This window comes from Burkholderia sp. Nafp2/4-1b (genome assembly GCF_003635165.1).
Taxonomy (GTDB): Bacteria; Pseudomonadota; Gammaproteobacteria; order Burkholderiales; family Burkholderiaceae; genus Burkholderia.
Genome location: NZ_ML058597.1, coordinates 411,196 through 426,779 on the forward strand (window position 1 = coordinate 411,196; position 15,584 = coordinate 426,779).

Consider the following 15,584-nt stretch of genomic DNA (forward strand, 5'->3'; position numbering starts at 1 on the left):
GCGAGCGGTGCCTGGGCCGTGCGTTGGACGCAGGGGTGCGCCGGATGGCCGGCGTGCGCGCGCACGCCGGCGGGGCCGGACGGCGAAACCGATACGAGCGTGCGCGCGTGCATGGTGGATGAGGTATCGAAGGGTGAAGGAAACCTTACGATTCTACAACACAAGCTCTCGGATCGGTGATTCGGCTGTCGGCCGTTCGTCAGGCATTGTTGTGGAAATGATGGAAGTGATAGCGCTCGTGTCGAGCAACAGCGGCCGATATTTTCCAAAAACGCAACGCTGTATGTTCAAACCAAGGGTTTCCCCTTGGTATCGCGAGCACTACACTTGTCTCATCGCTTCAGACAGTCCCGCCCGGAGCGACGGCAAAAGAGAACATATTTCGGAGGTCCATCATGAAGTCGATCATCTACGCAGCGATCGCTGCATCCGTCCTTGCTGCCCCGATTGCATCGTTCGCACAGTCCGAGCAGGGCTTGACCCGTGACCAGGTCCGGGCCGATCTCGTGCAACTCGAACAGAACGGCTACAAGCCGCTCGCGAGCGACGCGCAATATCCGCAGAACGTCCAGGCCGCGGAACAACGGATTCAGCCGAGCCAGCCGATGCTCGCCCAGGCCGATACGAGCGGCTATGGTGCGGTCGCGACGGCCGCCGGCCAGTCGGGCCGCCGCATGACGCGCGAAGCACCGAATCCCGTGAATTCGGTCTACTTCGGCAACTGATCATCCCGGGTCTGCCCGAGCACGGCATGTGACCGACACGACGCGCGCCACCAGCGCGCGTTTGCGTCAGCAGAGCAGAACCTCCGTCGCCGCAACCCGGCGGCTTTCCGCCCAGACGCTCACGCGTTTGGGCCTTTTTTGCTGGGTTGGATCAGGCGGACGTGACCGCCGGCGTGCCGTGAATGTAGTGTTCGAGCTGGCTGATCGTGAATTGCTGATCCGCAATCACGCTCTTCACGAGGTCGCCGATCGAAATCAGGCCGATCAGCTTGCCGCCGTCGAGCACGGGCAGGTGGCGCATCCGGTGCTCGGTCATCAGCGCCATGCACTCGTCGGTCGATTGTGACGGTTCGACATAGCGCACCTTGGTCGTCATGATTTCCTCGACGCGGGTGGCTTTCGACGAACGGTCCTGCAGCACGATCTTGCGCGCGTAATCGCGCTCGGTGACGATGCCGGCGATGTCGTCACCATCGACGACCAGCAATGCGCCGATGCCCTTTTCCGCCATCAGCTTGATCGCGTCGTAGACGAAATCGGCTTTCGTGACGGTATAGATGGTGCGGCCCGAATCCGGCTTGGCTTTGAGAATTTGCGCGACAGTCGTGCTCATTTGCTTGCTCCGTGTGCAGAACGATGCAGGGAAGGCAGGGCGTGATGCGCGGCACCCGACGGGCCCAGTATAGCCGGGCCGGCTGCGGCAGTCGCGTGACGTTTCCAGATTAGCGGTAAACTCCCGTCACGCACCATCCACACAACTCCTACATTCCTGATCGTTTCGACTGAATTCATGATGTCTTCGCGTCCCCAATCGCCCACGCCGGGCAATGGCCAGGCCGACGAGTGCGTGACGCTCGTCGCCACCGCGTCGCTGCCCACGCGCTACGGTACGTTCACGTCGTACGCTTTCCGTGTATCGGGCAGCGATGCCGAACATCTCGCGCTCGTGATGGGCGACGTCACCGGCGAGCAGTCCGTGCTGACGCGGCTGCATTCCGAGTGCCTGACCGGCGACGTGTTCGGTTCCTACCGCTGCGATTGCGGCGAGCAGCTCGATCTCGCACTGCGCTACATCGCGGCGGAAGACCGCGGCGTGCTGCTGTATCTGCGTGGCCACGAAGGGCGCGGCATCGGCCTGAGCAACAAGATCCGCGCGTACGCGCTGCAGGAGCAGGGGCGCGATACCGTCGAGGCGAACCTCGATCTCGGCCTGCCCGACGACGCTCGCGAATACGACTCGGCCGCCGCGATCCTGCGGATTCTCGGCGTGACGTCGGTGCGACTGATGAGCAACAACCCGAAGAAGTTCGACACGCTCGTGAAGCACGGTATTCCCGTGTGCGAACGCGTGGCGCTTGCGGTGCCCGTGCGCGAGGAAAACGAGCGTTATATCCGGACCAAGCAAGCGAAGTTCGGGCATTACTTCGAAGAAAACGAGTAAGCACGTTTGACGCGCGGACGCCTGAGCGGGCGTCGCGCGCCAATGAGCGCAAACACCGGGTGGGGGCGATGCGTTCCACCCGATTCATTTTCGTCGGGGGCTCCTTCACCCGTCGAAGCTCCTCGCCGGTGCTGGCGACGATCGCGATTGCGATTGCCTCACTGCCTCGGTTTGCATTCGGGTCTGTTACCGCGCGACCTGCATTGCGCGCGTGCGACCCCGCGCATCCGTGTTCCATTGCACGTTCCGCTCACCGGTGAACCCGCCACTGAAGATCGAAACCGAACGTTTGACGTTGCGTCGCTGGCGCCCGGACGATGCCGATGCGCTCGCAGCGATGCATGCGCATCCAGACGTGACCGCATGGCTCGCACGCGGCCCGATGTCCGTCGACGAGGCGCAGGCCACCATTGCGCGCTTCGAAGCGCATTTCGACGCGCACGGTTTCGGTGTGTGGGCAATTGAACGCCGCGCGGATGGCGCGCTGACCGGACTCTGCGGTTTGTCGCGCGAAGTTCGCGACGCGCATCCGATGGCACCGTGTGTCGAGATTCTGTGGCGTCAGGCTCGCTCATCGTGGGGGCAGGGCCATGTCTTCGAAGTGGCCGCTGCGGCATTGACTGACGGATTCAGCCGAATCGGGCTCGACGAGATCTTCGCGTGGACAGCCGCTACCAACCTGCGATCGCAGCGTGTGGCGGAGCGACTCGGGATGCAGCGGCAACCGATGCGCGATTTCGATCATCCTGCGTTGCCTGCCGGGCACACGTTGCGACGACACGTGGTGTTTGTCGCGCACGCGACGCGGGTTGGTCTCGACGGCGACCTTCGCGCGTAACGGCCCCGGCTAGGAGCCGCGCGACGATGCGACCCCGAATAAATCGAGCAGGCAAGAAAAAGCCCGCTACTGGAGCGGGCTGAATCCATGTTTGGAGACATGGAGGAGACATATGCAACTTTAAGGGAAAACCCGAGGGATGGCAAGCCCTAGTTGTAATTGTGCAACGCAGCGTCGACTGACTTTTCTGGAAGGTTAGGGCAACGCACCACGCCATCCCGCTCTCACAGGCACCGCGCGCCCGTCCTGGCGCAGAACCGACCGCCCTCGGAACGCTGACCTCGGCGTATCCGCGAGCGAGTACCGCTGCTCTCACATCCCGCCCGCCCGCGCATGCGCGGCAAACGCGCTGAATCGCTCTTGCGCAACCGGTACCGCGTACTTGTTGCGCATTTCCGTCTCGATCCACGCACAGGCTTCGCGTGCGCAGTCGGTCAGCGCATGGCGCGTCGCGTGCCCGTCGATGTCGTACACGAAGCGCACGCCCACCTCGTCGTCGGCGACTTGCCGCTGCAGCTCGTTCAGCTGCAGTTGCGGCCCATGCTGCTGCGACAGCGCCCGCAGTTCGTCGAAGTGGTATTCGAGCCAGTCGGCGAAGAACAGCGCGTCGCTGTGGCAGCGCAAACGGAACGCCGCGCTGCGCGACGGACGCTGCGCCGTATCGGCTCCCTGCGGCTCGCCGGTCGGCGCGAGCGCCGTGTCGACCGGCGCGAGCGGCTGCCCGATTTGCCGGTACGGTTCGCGCTCGCGCAGCGCGTGCCACAGCAGCTCGTCGCCCGCGGCGCCGGACGGCTGCATCGTCAGGTCGTGTCGTCCGTCGCCGACCGCGGCGACGTCGCGGATCACGAGGCGCAGCGAGCAGAGCGGCGCGTCGGCGACCAGCAGCGTCGCCGCGCGCGGCAACCCGCACACGAGCGGCGCGGCGCCGGCCGCCCGGAACACGAGCCCGCGGCGATCGAGCCGCACGAGCGGCAGCGGCCGCGGAAACGACGGGTAGGCGACTGCGATGCGGGCGCCGCCGGCGCCCGTCAAGCCGGGCATCATCGCGCGAAAGACCTGAGACTGGTCCACGGTGGTTCTCCTCTTCGTTACGAGGCCGCCTGGCCGGACGACGCGTGTTCCGGCTCAGGCGGCAATGGCTTGCCGGGTGGCCCGTCCCGGCTCGATTCCCAGTGCGGCAAACGTTTGCGGATCGATGTCGATCCAGCACGCGACAACCAGACGACCGTCCACCTGTTTCGGTGGACCTGCCCGGTGCGCGTGCACACCGATCCGGCGGAACAGCCGCTCCATGCTCGCGAACGTCACGCCGATCAGCTGCCGTGCGCCCAGCTGCGCCGCACATTCGACGACGGCAGCGAGCATCGGACGGACGGCCCACTCGGCATTGCCCGGGCCGCCTTCGTCGCCGGTCGCCGCGAACCGCGACAATTCCCAGACGGCGGCCGATTGCGGCAGCGCGACGTCTTCGGCGATCAGGTCGGCGAACAGCGACTTCAGCAGATACGGACGGGTGGTCGGCAACAGGCGCGCACATCCGCACACGTCGCCGCCGGCGTTTCTCGCGAACACATAGACGGTATCGTCGCGATCGAACTGATCGCGCTCGAAGCTTTCGTTCGCTGACGGGAGCGCCCAACCGAGCTGTTCGACGAATACGCGGCGCCGATAGCGCCCAAGATCCGCTGCAAGTTCGTACGGCAACCGCCCTTCCTCGTGAACGAAGGTCCGCATGGTGTCCTCGGATCGGTACTTTGGTATGCACGCATTACATCGCGCGTCCCGAGGAGGCGGTAACTGGTAACTCTTACAGGGTGACGGCCGACCGATGCGATTTGACCGGTGGTATCGGTTTCTTGATCGGCGGGATTGAAATACGGGCGGCTTTTGCTTATAAAGAGCGCCAGTCTTGCGGAAATGTCAGAGGAATGCGCGGCCGGTTGTCACTGGAGCGTGGGACCGGCATGATAGGCGTCGTTGCGGCCGAGCAGCGCACACGCGACGGCGGCCGCCCAGTCAAGGCTGGCGAGCCGCGTGAGCAGCGCTGCGGCGGTGCGGAACATGCCGAGGTCGACGCCGGCAGGGTCGACGGCCATGATGTTGCTGCGGACGTCGCCGCCCGCGATCACGAACGTGCCCGTCGCGCGTTCGAGATACCAGTCCCAGCCGAGCGTCAGATAGGCGACGCCGGGGCTGGCCGGGCGGTGCCATTCGGTGTAGCCGGCCAGGCGTGCGTCGATGGCGCCGTCGCGCAGTTCGGCGAGCAGCGCTGCGTCGAGGCCGCTCGCGACATGGTCGAGCGCGAGCGCGGCCAGTGCGTTTTCGGACAGACGCACGTAGCCGTCCGAAGACGGGCCGCGGACCGGGTGCAACAAAGGTGAAGTCATGCGCGGAATGTATCAGCCCCGAACGGGCGCTGGCACCTGACAGCTATGACAGCGTGACGTTGTCGGAGAAAGAATGGAATTGCGCTGGCAGGATGCCTACCAACAGTTCAGTGCCGCGGAAGACGAGCAACAGCTCTTCCAGCGGATCGCCGCTTATTCTAAACGCCTGGGCTTCGAATATTGCTGTTACGGCATTCGGGTGCCGCTGCCCGTGTCGAAGCCGGCCGTCGCGATCTTCAATACCTATCCGGACGGCTGGATGGCGCATTACCAGGCGCAGAACTACATCGAGATCGACTCGACGGTGCGCGACGGCGCGTTGAGCACCAACATGATCGTCTGGCCGGACGTCGACCGGATCGATCCGTGCCCGCTGTGGCAGGATGCGCGCGACCACGGGCTGTCGGTGGGCGTCGCCCAGTCGAGCTGGGCGGCGCGCGGCGCGTTCGGGCTGTTGAGCATCGCACGGCATGCGGACCGGCTCACGCCGGCCGAGATCAACATGCTGACGCTGCAGACCAACTGGCTCGCGAACCTGTCGCATTCGCTGATGAGCCGCTTCATGGTGCCGAAGCTGTCGCCCGAGTCGAGCGTCACGCTGACGGCGCGCGAGCGCGAGGTGCTGTGCTGGACGGCCGAAGGCAAGACGGCCTGCGAGATCGGCCAGATCCTCAGCATCTCGGAGCGCACGGTCAACTTCCACGTGAACAACATCCTGGAGAAGCTCGCCGCGACCAACAAGGTGCAGGCGGTCGTGAAGGCGATCGCGGCCGGGCTCATCGATACACCCTGACCCGTCACGGGCGGCGGGCGGCGCCGTCGTGCAGGCCGCCGTCGCTCACTCCATCATCGGCTCCGCTTCCTTCGCGGTCCAGCTCACGCTGGAAATGCTCTTCTCCATGCTGATGCGGCTCGCGATCTGCTCGAGCTTCTGCTGATCCTTCGGATGCAGCTTCAGCGTCGCGGTCACCTTCAGCCGGTCCGGCTGCTCGGGCACGTCCTCGCTCGTCAGGCTCTGGAACGACAGTGGTTTCGCGTACATCGAATTCGACAGCAGCGTGCGGATGTGCACTTCGTCGGAGGCGAGGCAGATCACGGTGATCTGGTATTCGCGCACGAGATCGGCGTTCGACACGGGGGTCGCGTTGATCGCCTGGCTGACGCCGCGCAGCACCGTGTTGGTGAGCAGCACGACGCCGGTGCCGGCCAGTGCCGGCACGTAATGGCCGGAGCCGGCCAGCACGCCGACCGCGGCCGAGCACCACAGCGTCGCGGCCGTGTTGATGCCCTGGATCGAGCCCTTGTCGCGCATGATCACGCCGCCGCCGAGAAAGCCGACGCCCGACACGACGTACGCGGCGATCTGCGTGACGCCGGCCACGCCGTTGCCGGTCAGCACGCCGAGCGTGACGAACAGGCACGCGCCGCTCGCGACGAGCGTGATCGTGCGCAGGCCCGCCGTGCGTTGCCGCATCTGGCGTTCGAGGCCGATCGCGACGCCGCAGGCGAACGCGGTGAAAAGACGGAGTGCGAAATCGAGAGTCATGGTTGTCCTGCCGTGCAAAGAGCGCATGCGGGCACGCATCGCGGCGGCGCGAGGCCGAACGCGGCACGATGGCCGTCAGCGCGCGGTACTGTAGCGCGCGAATGCGTCATTCAGTGTGAAACGGATGGCGTGCGGGCTCGCGGAACGCGAGCCGCGGCAGGAGAACTGCGTCGGACAGGCGTTCAGGCGGCAAGCGGCGCACGCAGCGGAGTGCTGCAACTGTCCACGATGGTTCCTGAAGGAAGAATGGGCGGCATTCTAGAGGCCCGCCCGCGCACGCGTCAACCGCTTCGGCGGCCGGCCGCGAACAGCCGGCGCGTCGCCGCGACGATCGTTGTGACGATCACTGCGCGGCGCCGATCGTCCCCGTCGCGAGCGCGAGCGCGGCGGCGGCCGACAGCGCGCCGGCATAGCTGTCGACTTCCGCGTTGCGGGCAGCGAGCAGCTGGCTTTGCGCGATCGTCGCATCGGTGACCGAGCCGACGCCGTTGCGGTACGCGGTCAGCGCCGCGTCGTAGCTCGTCTGCGCGGCATCGACGAGCGCCTTGGCCGCATCGTGCGACGCGAGGCTCGTCTGCACCGCGTTCTGCGCGGCGACCACCTGGCGAACGGCTTCCTCCTTGGTCCGTGTGAGCCGCGCCGACGCGCTTTGCGCATCGTTGCGCGCCTGCATCAGCACCGCCGAGCGCAGGCCGCCGTCGTACAGCGGGATTGTCACGCCGAGAAACACGCCGCCGCCGTAGCGGCTGCCGTTCAGGTTCACGGTAGGCGCCTGGTCGCCGATGCCGGGCAGCGCGGTAATCGCGGTGCCGCCGCTCGCATACGACGTCGATGCGGACAGGAAGACCTTCGGCATGAACGCAGCTTCCGCAGCCCTGATCTTCGCGCGGTTGGCCTGTTCGAGCGCATACGCGCCCTGCAGGTCGGGGCGGCGCGCGATCGCGTCCGCCACGATCGCGTCGACCGACGACGCAAGCGCGGGCGGCAGCGGGCGTTGCGGCAGCGTGGCGATCGACGGCTTCGACAGCGGCGAGATACCGAGCGCGGAAACGAGCGCGAGATAGCTGTCGCTTTCCGCGCCGTTCGCCTGCACGAGCGCGAGATTGGCCTGCGCGCGGTTCTGCGTCGCCTGCGCAAGTTCGACGACGGTGCCGAGGCCGTGCTTGAGCCGCGCGCGCGACGCCGCGAGGATCGCATCGGCGTTCGCCAGGCCCTGCCGCGCGCTGGCCGCGCGCGAACGGGCGGCTTCGTAGCGGTAGTACGCGACGGTCACGTCGTGAATCACCTGCTGGTGCACGGCCGTGAACGCGACGTTCGAAGCGACCGATGCCTGCTCGGCCGCCTCGACGCGCGCCGCGCGGCCGCCGAAATCGAACAGCAGCCATTGCAGCGACAGCGCCGAGATCGTGCCGTGCACGGTCGTGTTGCTCGATGCGTCGCCGAGGATCGTCGACGTCGAGCCGTGGCTCGTCTGGTACGCGCCCATCGCGGTGGCGGACAGGTTTGGCAGGTACGCGGCCTTCGCGATGCCGACCGCGAGCGCCGCGTTGCGCGCGTCGTTCCACGCGATGCGGGTCAGCGGGTTGGTCGATTCGGCGAGGTCGATCAGCTCGGGCAGCGTGTATGGATGGGCGGCATCGAGCGCCGCCGGGGGCGATACCGAGGCGAGCGCGGGCGAGGCCGGCAGCGTGTAGTCGTGCGGCGCGCGTTGCGCGGATGCCGGCGGCGCGCCCGGCACGAGGTCGCCCGCGGCCGACGTTTGCGGCTGCCATGGGCGATCGGGGGCCTCCGGCGCCAGGTCGATCGACGACGTGGCGCAACCGGTCAGCGCGAGGGCGGTCGCGAGCGCGGCGGCGGCGATCGACGCGGCCGGCGGTTCAGGGACGCGCATGAGGGGCAGGCTCCTTGGAGGTGGCTTGACGTGCGGCGTCGGCGATGTGCGCGAGCCGCTTGTCGATCAGGTTCAGCAGCGCGTCGCGTGCAGGATCGGTCGCGGTGGTGGCCGGCGACGAGGGCGGCATGGCTGCCGCGCCGGCGGTCGAGGCCTGCGCCGACGGAGCGGCGTCGGCAGCTGGGTCGTCGTCGCGCAATTCGACCACGCGGGCGAGCCGCGCGTCGATCGCCGCGTCGCCCGGCGTGCGCTCGGCGAGCAGGAACAGCGGGCCTTCGAGTGCGCCGAGTTCAGCGAGCGCGCGTCGCCGGGTGGCGAGCCACGTGGGGGCCGGCCGTACCCACGACGGTTCGTAGTGGATCAGGCCGAGTTCCTGCGCGATCGCGCCGTGGCGCGCGAAGGCTTCCGCGGCGAGCGTGCGGCGTTCGGCCGGCTGCAAGATCTGCGCGATGCGGCGCCACTGGTCGAGCAGCGCGGCGAGCGCGACGTCGATCTGCTTGCCGATGCTGACGGGCCAGATGCGCGTGAACACCAGATAAACGACGATGTTGCCGAGCAGGATGCCGATCGTGCGATCGCGCGCGAGCGTCAGGTCGAAGCCGGGGCCCGCGCCCTGGATCGTGCACAGGAAGAACGCGAACGCGACCTGGAAGCCCGCGTACGCGATGCGCGGCGAACCGAATGCGACCCACGCGGACAACCACGCGCCGACGAACACGAGCGCCATCAGCTCGCCGATCGACGACAGCGCCGGCACGACGAACACGAGTGCCGCGGTCCCGATCAGCGCGCCGGCGATGCAGCCGGCGATCCGCAGCGTGAGCTTCTCGACCGTTTCGGCGGTCGAGCCGAGCGACACCATGTAGCAGGTGATGAAGCAGGTGTGGATGCCTGACCAGTCGAGCTGCGAGTACAGCAGGTAGCAGAACATCGCCGCGACGGTCGTCTTCAGCGCGTAGCGGATGTGGTCGGGGTTGGTGCGGGCGTCCGGCAGGAAGAAGCCGCCGCGCGGCGCGGGTGGGGCGGCGGGCACGCCAGGCGCCGCCGGCTCCGCGAATCGCGTGATCGCGGTATGCAGGTCGGCTGCAACGACGCGCGCAAGCGGCGGCAACGTCTCGGCCGGCGGCAGCGCAAGCGTCACGTCGACCGGGTAACCGCCTCGTTCGAGGATGCCGGCCATCTCGTCGAGCGTGGCCGCGGCCGGTTCCGCGAACGCGGCGGGCAGCCGTGCTTCCGCCTCGCGGTCGGCCAGCGCGACCGCGACGAGCAGCGCGGTGCTCGACGCGATGGCCTGCTTCAGCGCGGGCGCATCGGCGGCCGACGTCGACCCTTCGAGCGTCGACAGCTTGAGCCACGTGAGCAACTGCTTGTCGCCTTCGCGCAGGCTCGCGTCGAAGGCCGCGCTTGCATCGTCGTCGCCACGCAGCCGCCGCGCGGCGAGCCGCAGCCGCTTCGCGAGCTGGATGAGCGCAAGCTTGCGCGGGGACGGCGCGATCAGCAGGTTGACGACGATCGCGACGCCGACCGGAATCGCGACCATCAGCCACGAATAGAGCAGCGCGCGCGTCGCGGCTTCGCCGATCGGCGCGAGCCCGAGCTGGTCGAGCCCGAAGCCGACGATCATCGCGAGGATCGCGCCGACCGGCCGCAGCTTGCTCGCCGACGTGAGGTACAGCAGCCCGACCGACAGCACGGCCATGCACGCGACGCGCAGCACCGAATACTCGATGCTGAAGATCGCGACGCCGACCACGAGCGCGATCACGAGCGTGATGAGCAGCAGCATCGCGACCGCGAGCACGACGCTCGTCACGCGATCGGCGCGGTTCAGGAAGAACACGACGTACGCGGAGATCGCGGCCTCCGGCGTGCCATAGCCGCTCGTCACGAGCACGACGAGCGCGCAGATCAGCGCGACCCGCACGGCCATCGCCGCGCGCCCGGGAAACGGCGCGAGCAGTCGCAGGACTTCGCGCGGGCCGGGCGAGCGGACTTCAGCGGCAGGCTGAGCCATGCCGGATCTCGACGATCGCGCTCGCGCCGACCCGCACGAGCTTGCCGTCGGGTTTGTCGAGCTTCACGCGCACGGGAAAGCGCTGCGCGACGTGCACCCAGTTCACCGAGCGCTGCACGATCGGCAGCGCGCGCGGCAGGTTGATGCGATCGCTGTCCGCGATGCCCGCGCCGATGCCGACGACCTTGCCCGGCAACGGGCGGCTGCGGTCGATCATCGAATAAACGGTCGCGCAATCGCCGACCGCGATGCGGTTCAACGACGTTTCGCGGAAGTTGCCGACCGCGAACCATTCGCTCGCATCGATCAGCGTGAAGATCGACTGGTTCGGCGCGAGGGTTTCACCGGCGAGCACGGTCAGGCCGGTCACCATCCCGTCGTGCGGTGCACGCACGACGGTGTCGTCGAGTGCGTGCTGCGCGCGGGCGAGTGCGGCTTCGCGTGCGTGGAGCGTCGCGATCGCGTCGGCGTCGTCGCCGATCGTCTGCGCGGACGCGCGCTGCTGTTCCTGCGCCTGCGCGAGCGACACGGCCGCGTCGCGCTGCCGGACCTTCGCCTGGTCGAACTGCTGCGCGCTGACGTAGCCTTGCGCGGCGAGCGGCGCGAGCCGGTTCACGTCGCGCGTCGCGAGATCGTGATTCTGCGTCGCGCGCTTCACCTGCTCGCTGGCGACCGCCGCGTTCGAGCGCTCGCCGATCAGCGACCGCCGGCGCGTGTCGAGCGACGCGCGCGCCAGTTCGAGATCGGCCTGCGCCTGCGCGACGGTCAGCCGGTACGGCACCGGATCGATCTGATACAGCAGGTCGCCTTTCGCAACGCGCTGGTTCTCGTGCACGGCAAGCTGCACGATGCGTCCGCCGACGGGCGACGCGACGTGCACGACGTCGGCGTCGATCGATGCGTCGTCGGTGGACGGGTAGGCCGTCGTGCGGTGGTACGCGTACGCGAGCGCGGCAATGCCGAGCGCGACGATCGCGAGCGCGATCACGCGGCCTTTCGTGGAGGGGCGGGCGGTTCCGGCGGCCTTCATGCGAACGGCCCCGTGCCGGTGAGCCATACGATCACGGCGACGACGAGCCCGATCGCGGTACAGACGGCAAGCTGGTAGGGCACGGTTGCGGCCCAGCCGGTCGCGACGAACACGCGGTGCGCGACGATCGCGCCGACGATGCCGACGATCGCACTGACGAGCCAGAGCGGGAAATACGCGCCGAACAGCACGTACGACGGTGCGCCGCGCGACGTGCAGCCGGCGAGCGGCAGCGCGGGCACCAGGACGGCGGCGACGCGCAGGGGCACGCGCGGCATTGTTTTTCTCATGGTGTGACGAGCTCGACGTTGGAGGTGGATGCCGGGCGCGGCCGACACGGGCGTCGCAGCGACGACGATTCCGCGATACGGAGCCGATAATAAATCAGCGCGATATCGACCGCCAGTCAGACCGCCAGCCGTGCGGCGTGCCGCCTGCTGGCGGCCGGGTACGGTCGCGGCCGGTGCGCGATTCTGCCAGCGCTGGCTCGCATAGGGTTGCGAACGGACTGTAAAGCATCGTCAGACGAGAAACCGGCGGTGCGACGTTGGTTCGTCGATGCGCGGAAATCGATGCGCGAACACCCGATTGCCGCATGAATTCGAGTGAATCCGCATTCGGGCATGTCAGCGGCATGCTGCGTCGAGCGCATTGGTCCGAATGCGTTCGGGAGGCGTTCGGGATGCGGGCTGGCGAGCGACGTTCGGCGTTGCGTCGCCGTGGCGAAACGATGCGACACGTCGTGTCACCTCACATCACGTCACCTCGGGCGATGCGATCGACCGGCATGCCGGTACCCGGTCTTGACGCTGGCCGCACGGTGCGCCCCCGGCGGCGCGGCGCGGCCCATCGTGCCGGCCGGTATCTGTGTACCATCGTGAGTATGGCGCGACACGCGGCGCGTGACGCGGCGAGACCTGACGTCACGGTTCCGTTCGCGACGCGGCGCACAAGCGATATCGCAACGAGGACGACTATTCCATGCGAAGTTTCTTTGTCCGGTTCATTGCAATCGGCGTGCTGTTCCATCTGTATGTCGGGCTGCGGATCATTCCCGACGCGTTCGCGTCGCCGCTCGCGCGCACGATCGCGGCACTCGTGCTGGCGAGCTTCGTCGTGCTGATCCCGCTCGGCATGTTCTCGCGCCGCTTCGACGAAGGCTGGGCCGCGACGCTGCTCGGCTGGGTCGGCCCGCTCGTGATGGGCTTCTTCTCGTCGCTGCTGGTGCTGACGTTTCTGCGCGAGCTGGTGCTGCTCGGCGTCGTCGCGTGGCGGCATCTGGGGCACGACGGCGCGTGGAGCGGCGCGGCATCCGACACGGCGCTCGCCGTGCTCGCGGCCGCGGTGCTGGTCAGCGCGATCGGCTTCGTCGGCGCGCGCCGTACGGCGGCGGTCAAGCGCGTGTCGATTCCGGTCGACGGGCTGCCGGCCGCGCTCGACGGGCTGACGATCGTGCAACTGTCGGACATTCATGTCGGGCCGACGATCAAGCGCCCGTATATCGAGCGGATCGTGCGGGCGGTCAACGCGCTCGGCGCGGATCTCGTCGTCGTGACGGGCGACGTGGTCGACGGCTCGGTAAAGCGGCTGCGCGAACACACGGCGCCGCTCGGCCAGATGCAGTCGCGGCACGGCAGCTTCCTCGTGACGGGCAACCACGAGTACTACGCCGGCGCGTACGAATGGATCGACGAATTCCGGCGCATCGGGTTGACGGTGCTGCTCAACGAGCACGTGGTGATCGAGCACGACGGCGCGCGCGCGGTGCTCGCGGGCGTCACCGATTTCACGGCGGGCGGGTTCGATCCCGCGCATCGCAGCGACCCCGAGCGGGCGCTGGCGGGCGCGCCGCGCGACGTCGCGACGAAGATCTTGCTCGCACACCAGCCACGCAGCGCGGAAGCGGCGAACCGCGCCGGCTTTACGGTGCAGTTGTCCGGCCACACGCACGGCGGCCAGTTTCTGCCGTGGCCGCCGTTCGTGCGACTGCAGCAGCCGGTGATCGGCGGGCTGGACCGGTTCGGCGCGATGTGGCTCTATACCAGCCGCGGCACCGGCTACTGGGGGCCGCCGAACCGCTTCGGCGTGCCGTCCGAGATCACGCTGCTCCGCTTGACGCGCGGCCGCTAGCCCATCGGCATGTCGCGCGCCGGAATGACAGCGCATGGCGGCGCGCGTTGCCGTTGGCTACCATGCAGGCATGATTCGCCTGCATCGTTCATTCCCTGCGTGATCCCGCCATGTCGACGCCCGATCTTTTCGCCGATGCGCCTGCGCCCGACGTGGACTGGTGCCCGGACTGGCTCGCGCCGGCCGACGCCGATCGCGTGCTGGCCGCGTTGATCGACGAGGTCGCGTGGCGGCAGGACACGATCCGCACGCCGCGCGGCCGCATTCCGCTGCCGCGGCTCACCGCGTGGCAGGGCGAGCCCGACGCCGTCTACGTGTATTCGGGGATCCGCAACGTGCCGGCGCCGTGGACGCCGGCGGTGCTCGACCTGAAGCGCGCGGTCGAGGCGACCTGCGGCGCGCGTTTCAACAGCGTGCTGCTCAATCGTTACCGCAACGGGCAGGACAGCCTCGGCTGGCATGCGGACAACGAACCGGAGCTCGGCGACGCGCCGGTGATCGCGTCGGTGAGCCTCGGTGCGATGCGCGTGTTCGACCTGCGTCATCGGGCGACCGGCGCCGTGCATACGTACCGGCTGACGCACGGCAGCCTGCTGGTGATGCGCGGCCGCACACAGGCCGAGTGGCAGCATCGTGTGCCGAAGGCGCCGGCCGTGCAGGGCGAGCGCGTCAATCTGACGTTCCGGCGCGTGGTGTCGGCGGCGACGGGCCGGTAGCGGCCGGCTATGCCGAGCGGCGGGTGGAGGGCCGGCCGCTCGCCGGGATCGCGCCCCGTTTCCCATGCGATCGGAAAACCGCCGTCCATGTGGCACGTTGCCGCACATACCGTGGGTCATGCTGCCCCAATACGCCTTCGAGGCCCGTCCCATATAGGTTTCAGTTTGATTTCATCGACCGACGGGTACCGATAGGCAGGTGTAAGCCCTGATGGTGCGACGCAACATTCCTTGACTAGACTGTCGAATGGCTGAAACGCGCCGGAAGCCGGCGCATCTTTTCGACATGCCTGCCGCGTCGCCGCTGCGACGTGCAGTGCTGGAGCATAACTCGTGACGTTACTGGACTCATCCCTCGAACCCTCGCTGCACGTCTTCGAACAAGACGGCGGATGGCAATGGGCGCTGACGGTGAAGCGGGCGTCCGGCGTTGGTGTGAAAGTCGTCGCGTTCAGCACGGATGGCTTTCGCGGCGAAGCGGACGCGTACGCTGCCGGCCAGCTCGCCCGTGCCGAATTTGACGACGCCGTGACCGCCTGACGTCCCGTTGCCCCGATCCTGTTGGTGGATCGGCGGCCGTTTGTTGCCCTCGTTTTCCGATCCGTTTCCCCATCCGTTTTCCTTGCCCTGTAGCGGCCGCGATTGTGCCGCCGGATGTCGGCTGTCTTGCATTTGATGCGCACGGCGACCGTGACCAACGCGCCGCTTCGCCGGCCGCGACGTTCCGATGGGCAGTCCTGTCTATCGCTGTTATCCTCTCGACCGCATCAGGCTATGCACCGGTCCGGCTAGCCGGCCGGGCGCAGCGGGCCGCCGGCAAATTGCGCCGGATCGTGCCGGATCGCGCCGGATCGTGTTGATCCGGT

Annotated in this window: 16 protein-coding genes; 7 read left to right on the forward strand and 9 right to left on the reverse strand. The window is 67.8% G+C overall.

The window, feature by feature from the left end; all coding sequences use genetic code 11:
* Window positions 1-395: 395 nt before the first annotated feature.
* Window positions 396-725 carry a DUF4148 domain-containing protein gene (locus C7H84_RS01950; RefSeq protein WP_121857157.1) on the forward strand — a complete coding sequence of 110 codons (330 nt, stop codon included), beginning with the start codon at window positions 396-398 and terminating at the stop codon, window positions 723-725.
* Between the two features lie 151 nt (window positions 726-876).
* On the opposite strand, the gene C7H84_RS01955 is transcribed toward C7H84_RS01950, so the two are convergent.
* A complete protein-coding gene (locus tag C7H84_RS01955) occupies window positions 877-1,338 on the reverse strand; it encodes a CBS domain-containing protein (protein WP_121857158.1) in 462 nt (153 codons plus the stop codon).
* A gap of 177 nt (window positions 1,339-1,515) precedes the next feature.
* Between C7H84_RS01955 and ribA the strand changes: the two genes are divergently transcribed.
* Together ribA and C7H84_RS01965 are read left to right on the forward strand one after the other, a co-directional pair.
* Entirely contained in the window at window positions 1,516-2,166 is a 651-nt protein-coding gene (gene ribA / locus C7H84_RS01960) for a GTP cyclohydrolase II (protein ID WP_059819351.1), read from the forward strand.
* A 256-nt stretch (window positions 2,167-2,422) separates the two neighbouring features.
* On the forward strand, window positions 2,423-3,004 hold the full coding sequence (locus tag C7H84_RS01965) for a GNAT family N-acetyltransferase (RefSeq protein ID WP_121857159.1): 582 nt from the start codon (window positions 2,423-2,425) through the stop codon (window positions 3,002-3,004).
* Window positions 3,005-3,316: 312 nt separating this feature from the next.
* Here the strand turns inward: C7H84_RS01965 and C7H84_RS01970 are convergent, their stop codons facing one another.
* From C7H84_RS01970 to C7H84_RS01980, 3 genes are all read right to left on the reverse strand, one after another.
* Entirely contained in the window at window positions 3,317-4,075 is a 759-nt protein-coding gene (locus C7H84_RS01970) for a hypothetical protein (protein ID WP_205611383.1), read from the reverse strand.
* A gap of 54 nt (window positions 4,076-4,129) precedes the next feature.
* The gene (locus C7H84_RS01975) at window positions 4,130-4,738 is read right to left on the reverse strand and encodes an acyl-homoserine-lactone synthase (protein WP_121857160.1); all 609 of its coding nucleotides are present in this window, start codon (window positions 4,736-4,738) and stop codon (window positions 4,130-4,132) included.
* Window positions 4,739-4,947: 209 nt separating this feature from the next.
* Entirely contained in the window at window positions 4,948-5,391 is a 444-nt protein-coding gene (locus tag C7H84_RS01980; RefSeq protein ID WP_121857161.1) for a DUF4902 domain-containing protein, read from the reverse strand.
* A 73-nt stretch (window positions 5,392-5,464) separates the two neighbouring features.
* On the opposite strand from C7H84_RS01980, the gene C7H84_RS01985 reads away from it, so the two are divergent.
* Window positions 5,465-6,184: an autoinducer binding domain-containing protein gene (locus C7H84_RS01985; protein ID WP_121857162.1), complete on the forward strand. Its 720-nt coding sequence runs from the start codon at window positions 5,465-5,467 to the stop codon at window positions 6,182-6,184.
* A gap of 45 nt (window positions 6,185-6,229) precedes the next feature.
* Here the strand turns inward: C7H84_RS01985 and C7H84_RS01990 are convergent, their stop codons facing one another.
* From C7H84_RS01990 to C7H84_RS02015, 5 genes are all read right to left on the reverse strand, one after another.
* On the reverse strand, window positions 6,230-6,937 hold the full coding sequence (locus C7H84_RS01990; RefSeq protein ID WP_121857163.1) for an MgtC/SapB family protein: 708 nt from the start codon (window positions 6,935-6,937) through the stop codon (window positions 6,230-6,232).
* Window positions 6,938-7,280: 343 nt separating this feature from the next.
* Entirely contained in the window at window positions 7,281-8,828 is a 1,548-nt protein-coding gene (locus tag C7H84_RS02000; protein WP_121857164.1) for a TolC family protein, read from the reverse strand.
* Window positions 8,815-10,842: an FUSC family protein gene (locus C7H84_RS02005; protein WP_121857165.1), complete on the reverse strand. Its 2,028-nt coding sequence runs from the start codon at window positions 10,840-10,842 to the stop codon at window positions 8,815-8,817. Before C7H84_RS02005 ends, C7H84_RS02000 begins: the two co-directional genes overlap by 14 nt.
* Window positions 10,823-11,872: a multidrug transporter subunit MdtN gene (mdtN, locus tag C7H84_RS02010; protein ID WP_121857166.1), complete on the reverse strand. Its 1,050-nt coding sequence runs from the start codon at window positions 11,870-11,872 to the stop codon at window positions 10,823-10,825. Before mdtN ends, C7H84_RS02005 begins: the two co-directional genes overlap by 20 nt.
* Entirely contained in the window at window positions 11,869-12,162 is a 294-nt protein-coding gene (locus C7H84_RS02015; protein WP_121857167.1) for a hypothetical protein, read from the reverse strand. The genes mdtN and C7H84_RS02015 overlap by 4 nt, the downstream gene beginning before the upstream one ends.
* Before the next feature lie 691 nt (window positions 12,163-12,853).
* Between C7H84_RS02015 and C7H84_RS02020 the strand changes: the two genes are divergently transcribed.
* The 3 genes from C7H84_RS02020 to C7H84_RS02030 all read left to right on the forward strand — a co-directional run bounded on the left by C7H84_RS02020 (window position 12,854) and on the right by C7H84_RS02030 (window position 15,258).
* Window positions 12,854-14,002 (forward strand): metallophosphoesterase, encoded by a 1,149-nt coding sequence (locus tag C7H84_RS02020; protein ID WP_121857168.1) that lies wholly within the window; start codon window positions 12,854-12,856, stop codon window positions 14,000-14,002.
* Between the two features lie 110 nt (window positions 14,003-14,112).
* A complete protein-coding gene (locus tag C7H84_RS02025; RefSeq protein WP_121857169.1) occupies window positions 14,113-14,718 on the forward strand; it encodes an alpha-ketoglutarate-dependent dioxygenase AlkB in 606 nt (201 codons plus the stop codon).
* Between the two features lie 333 nt (window positions 14,719-15,051).
* Complete coding sequence (locus C7H84_RS02030; protein ID WP_121857170.1) at window positions 15,052-15,258, forward strand: hypothetical protein; 207 nt, start codon at window positions 15,052-15,054, stop codon at window positions 15,256-15,258.
* Window positions 15,259-15,584 lie beyond the last annotated feature (326 nt).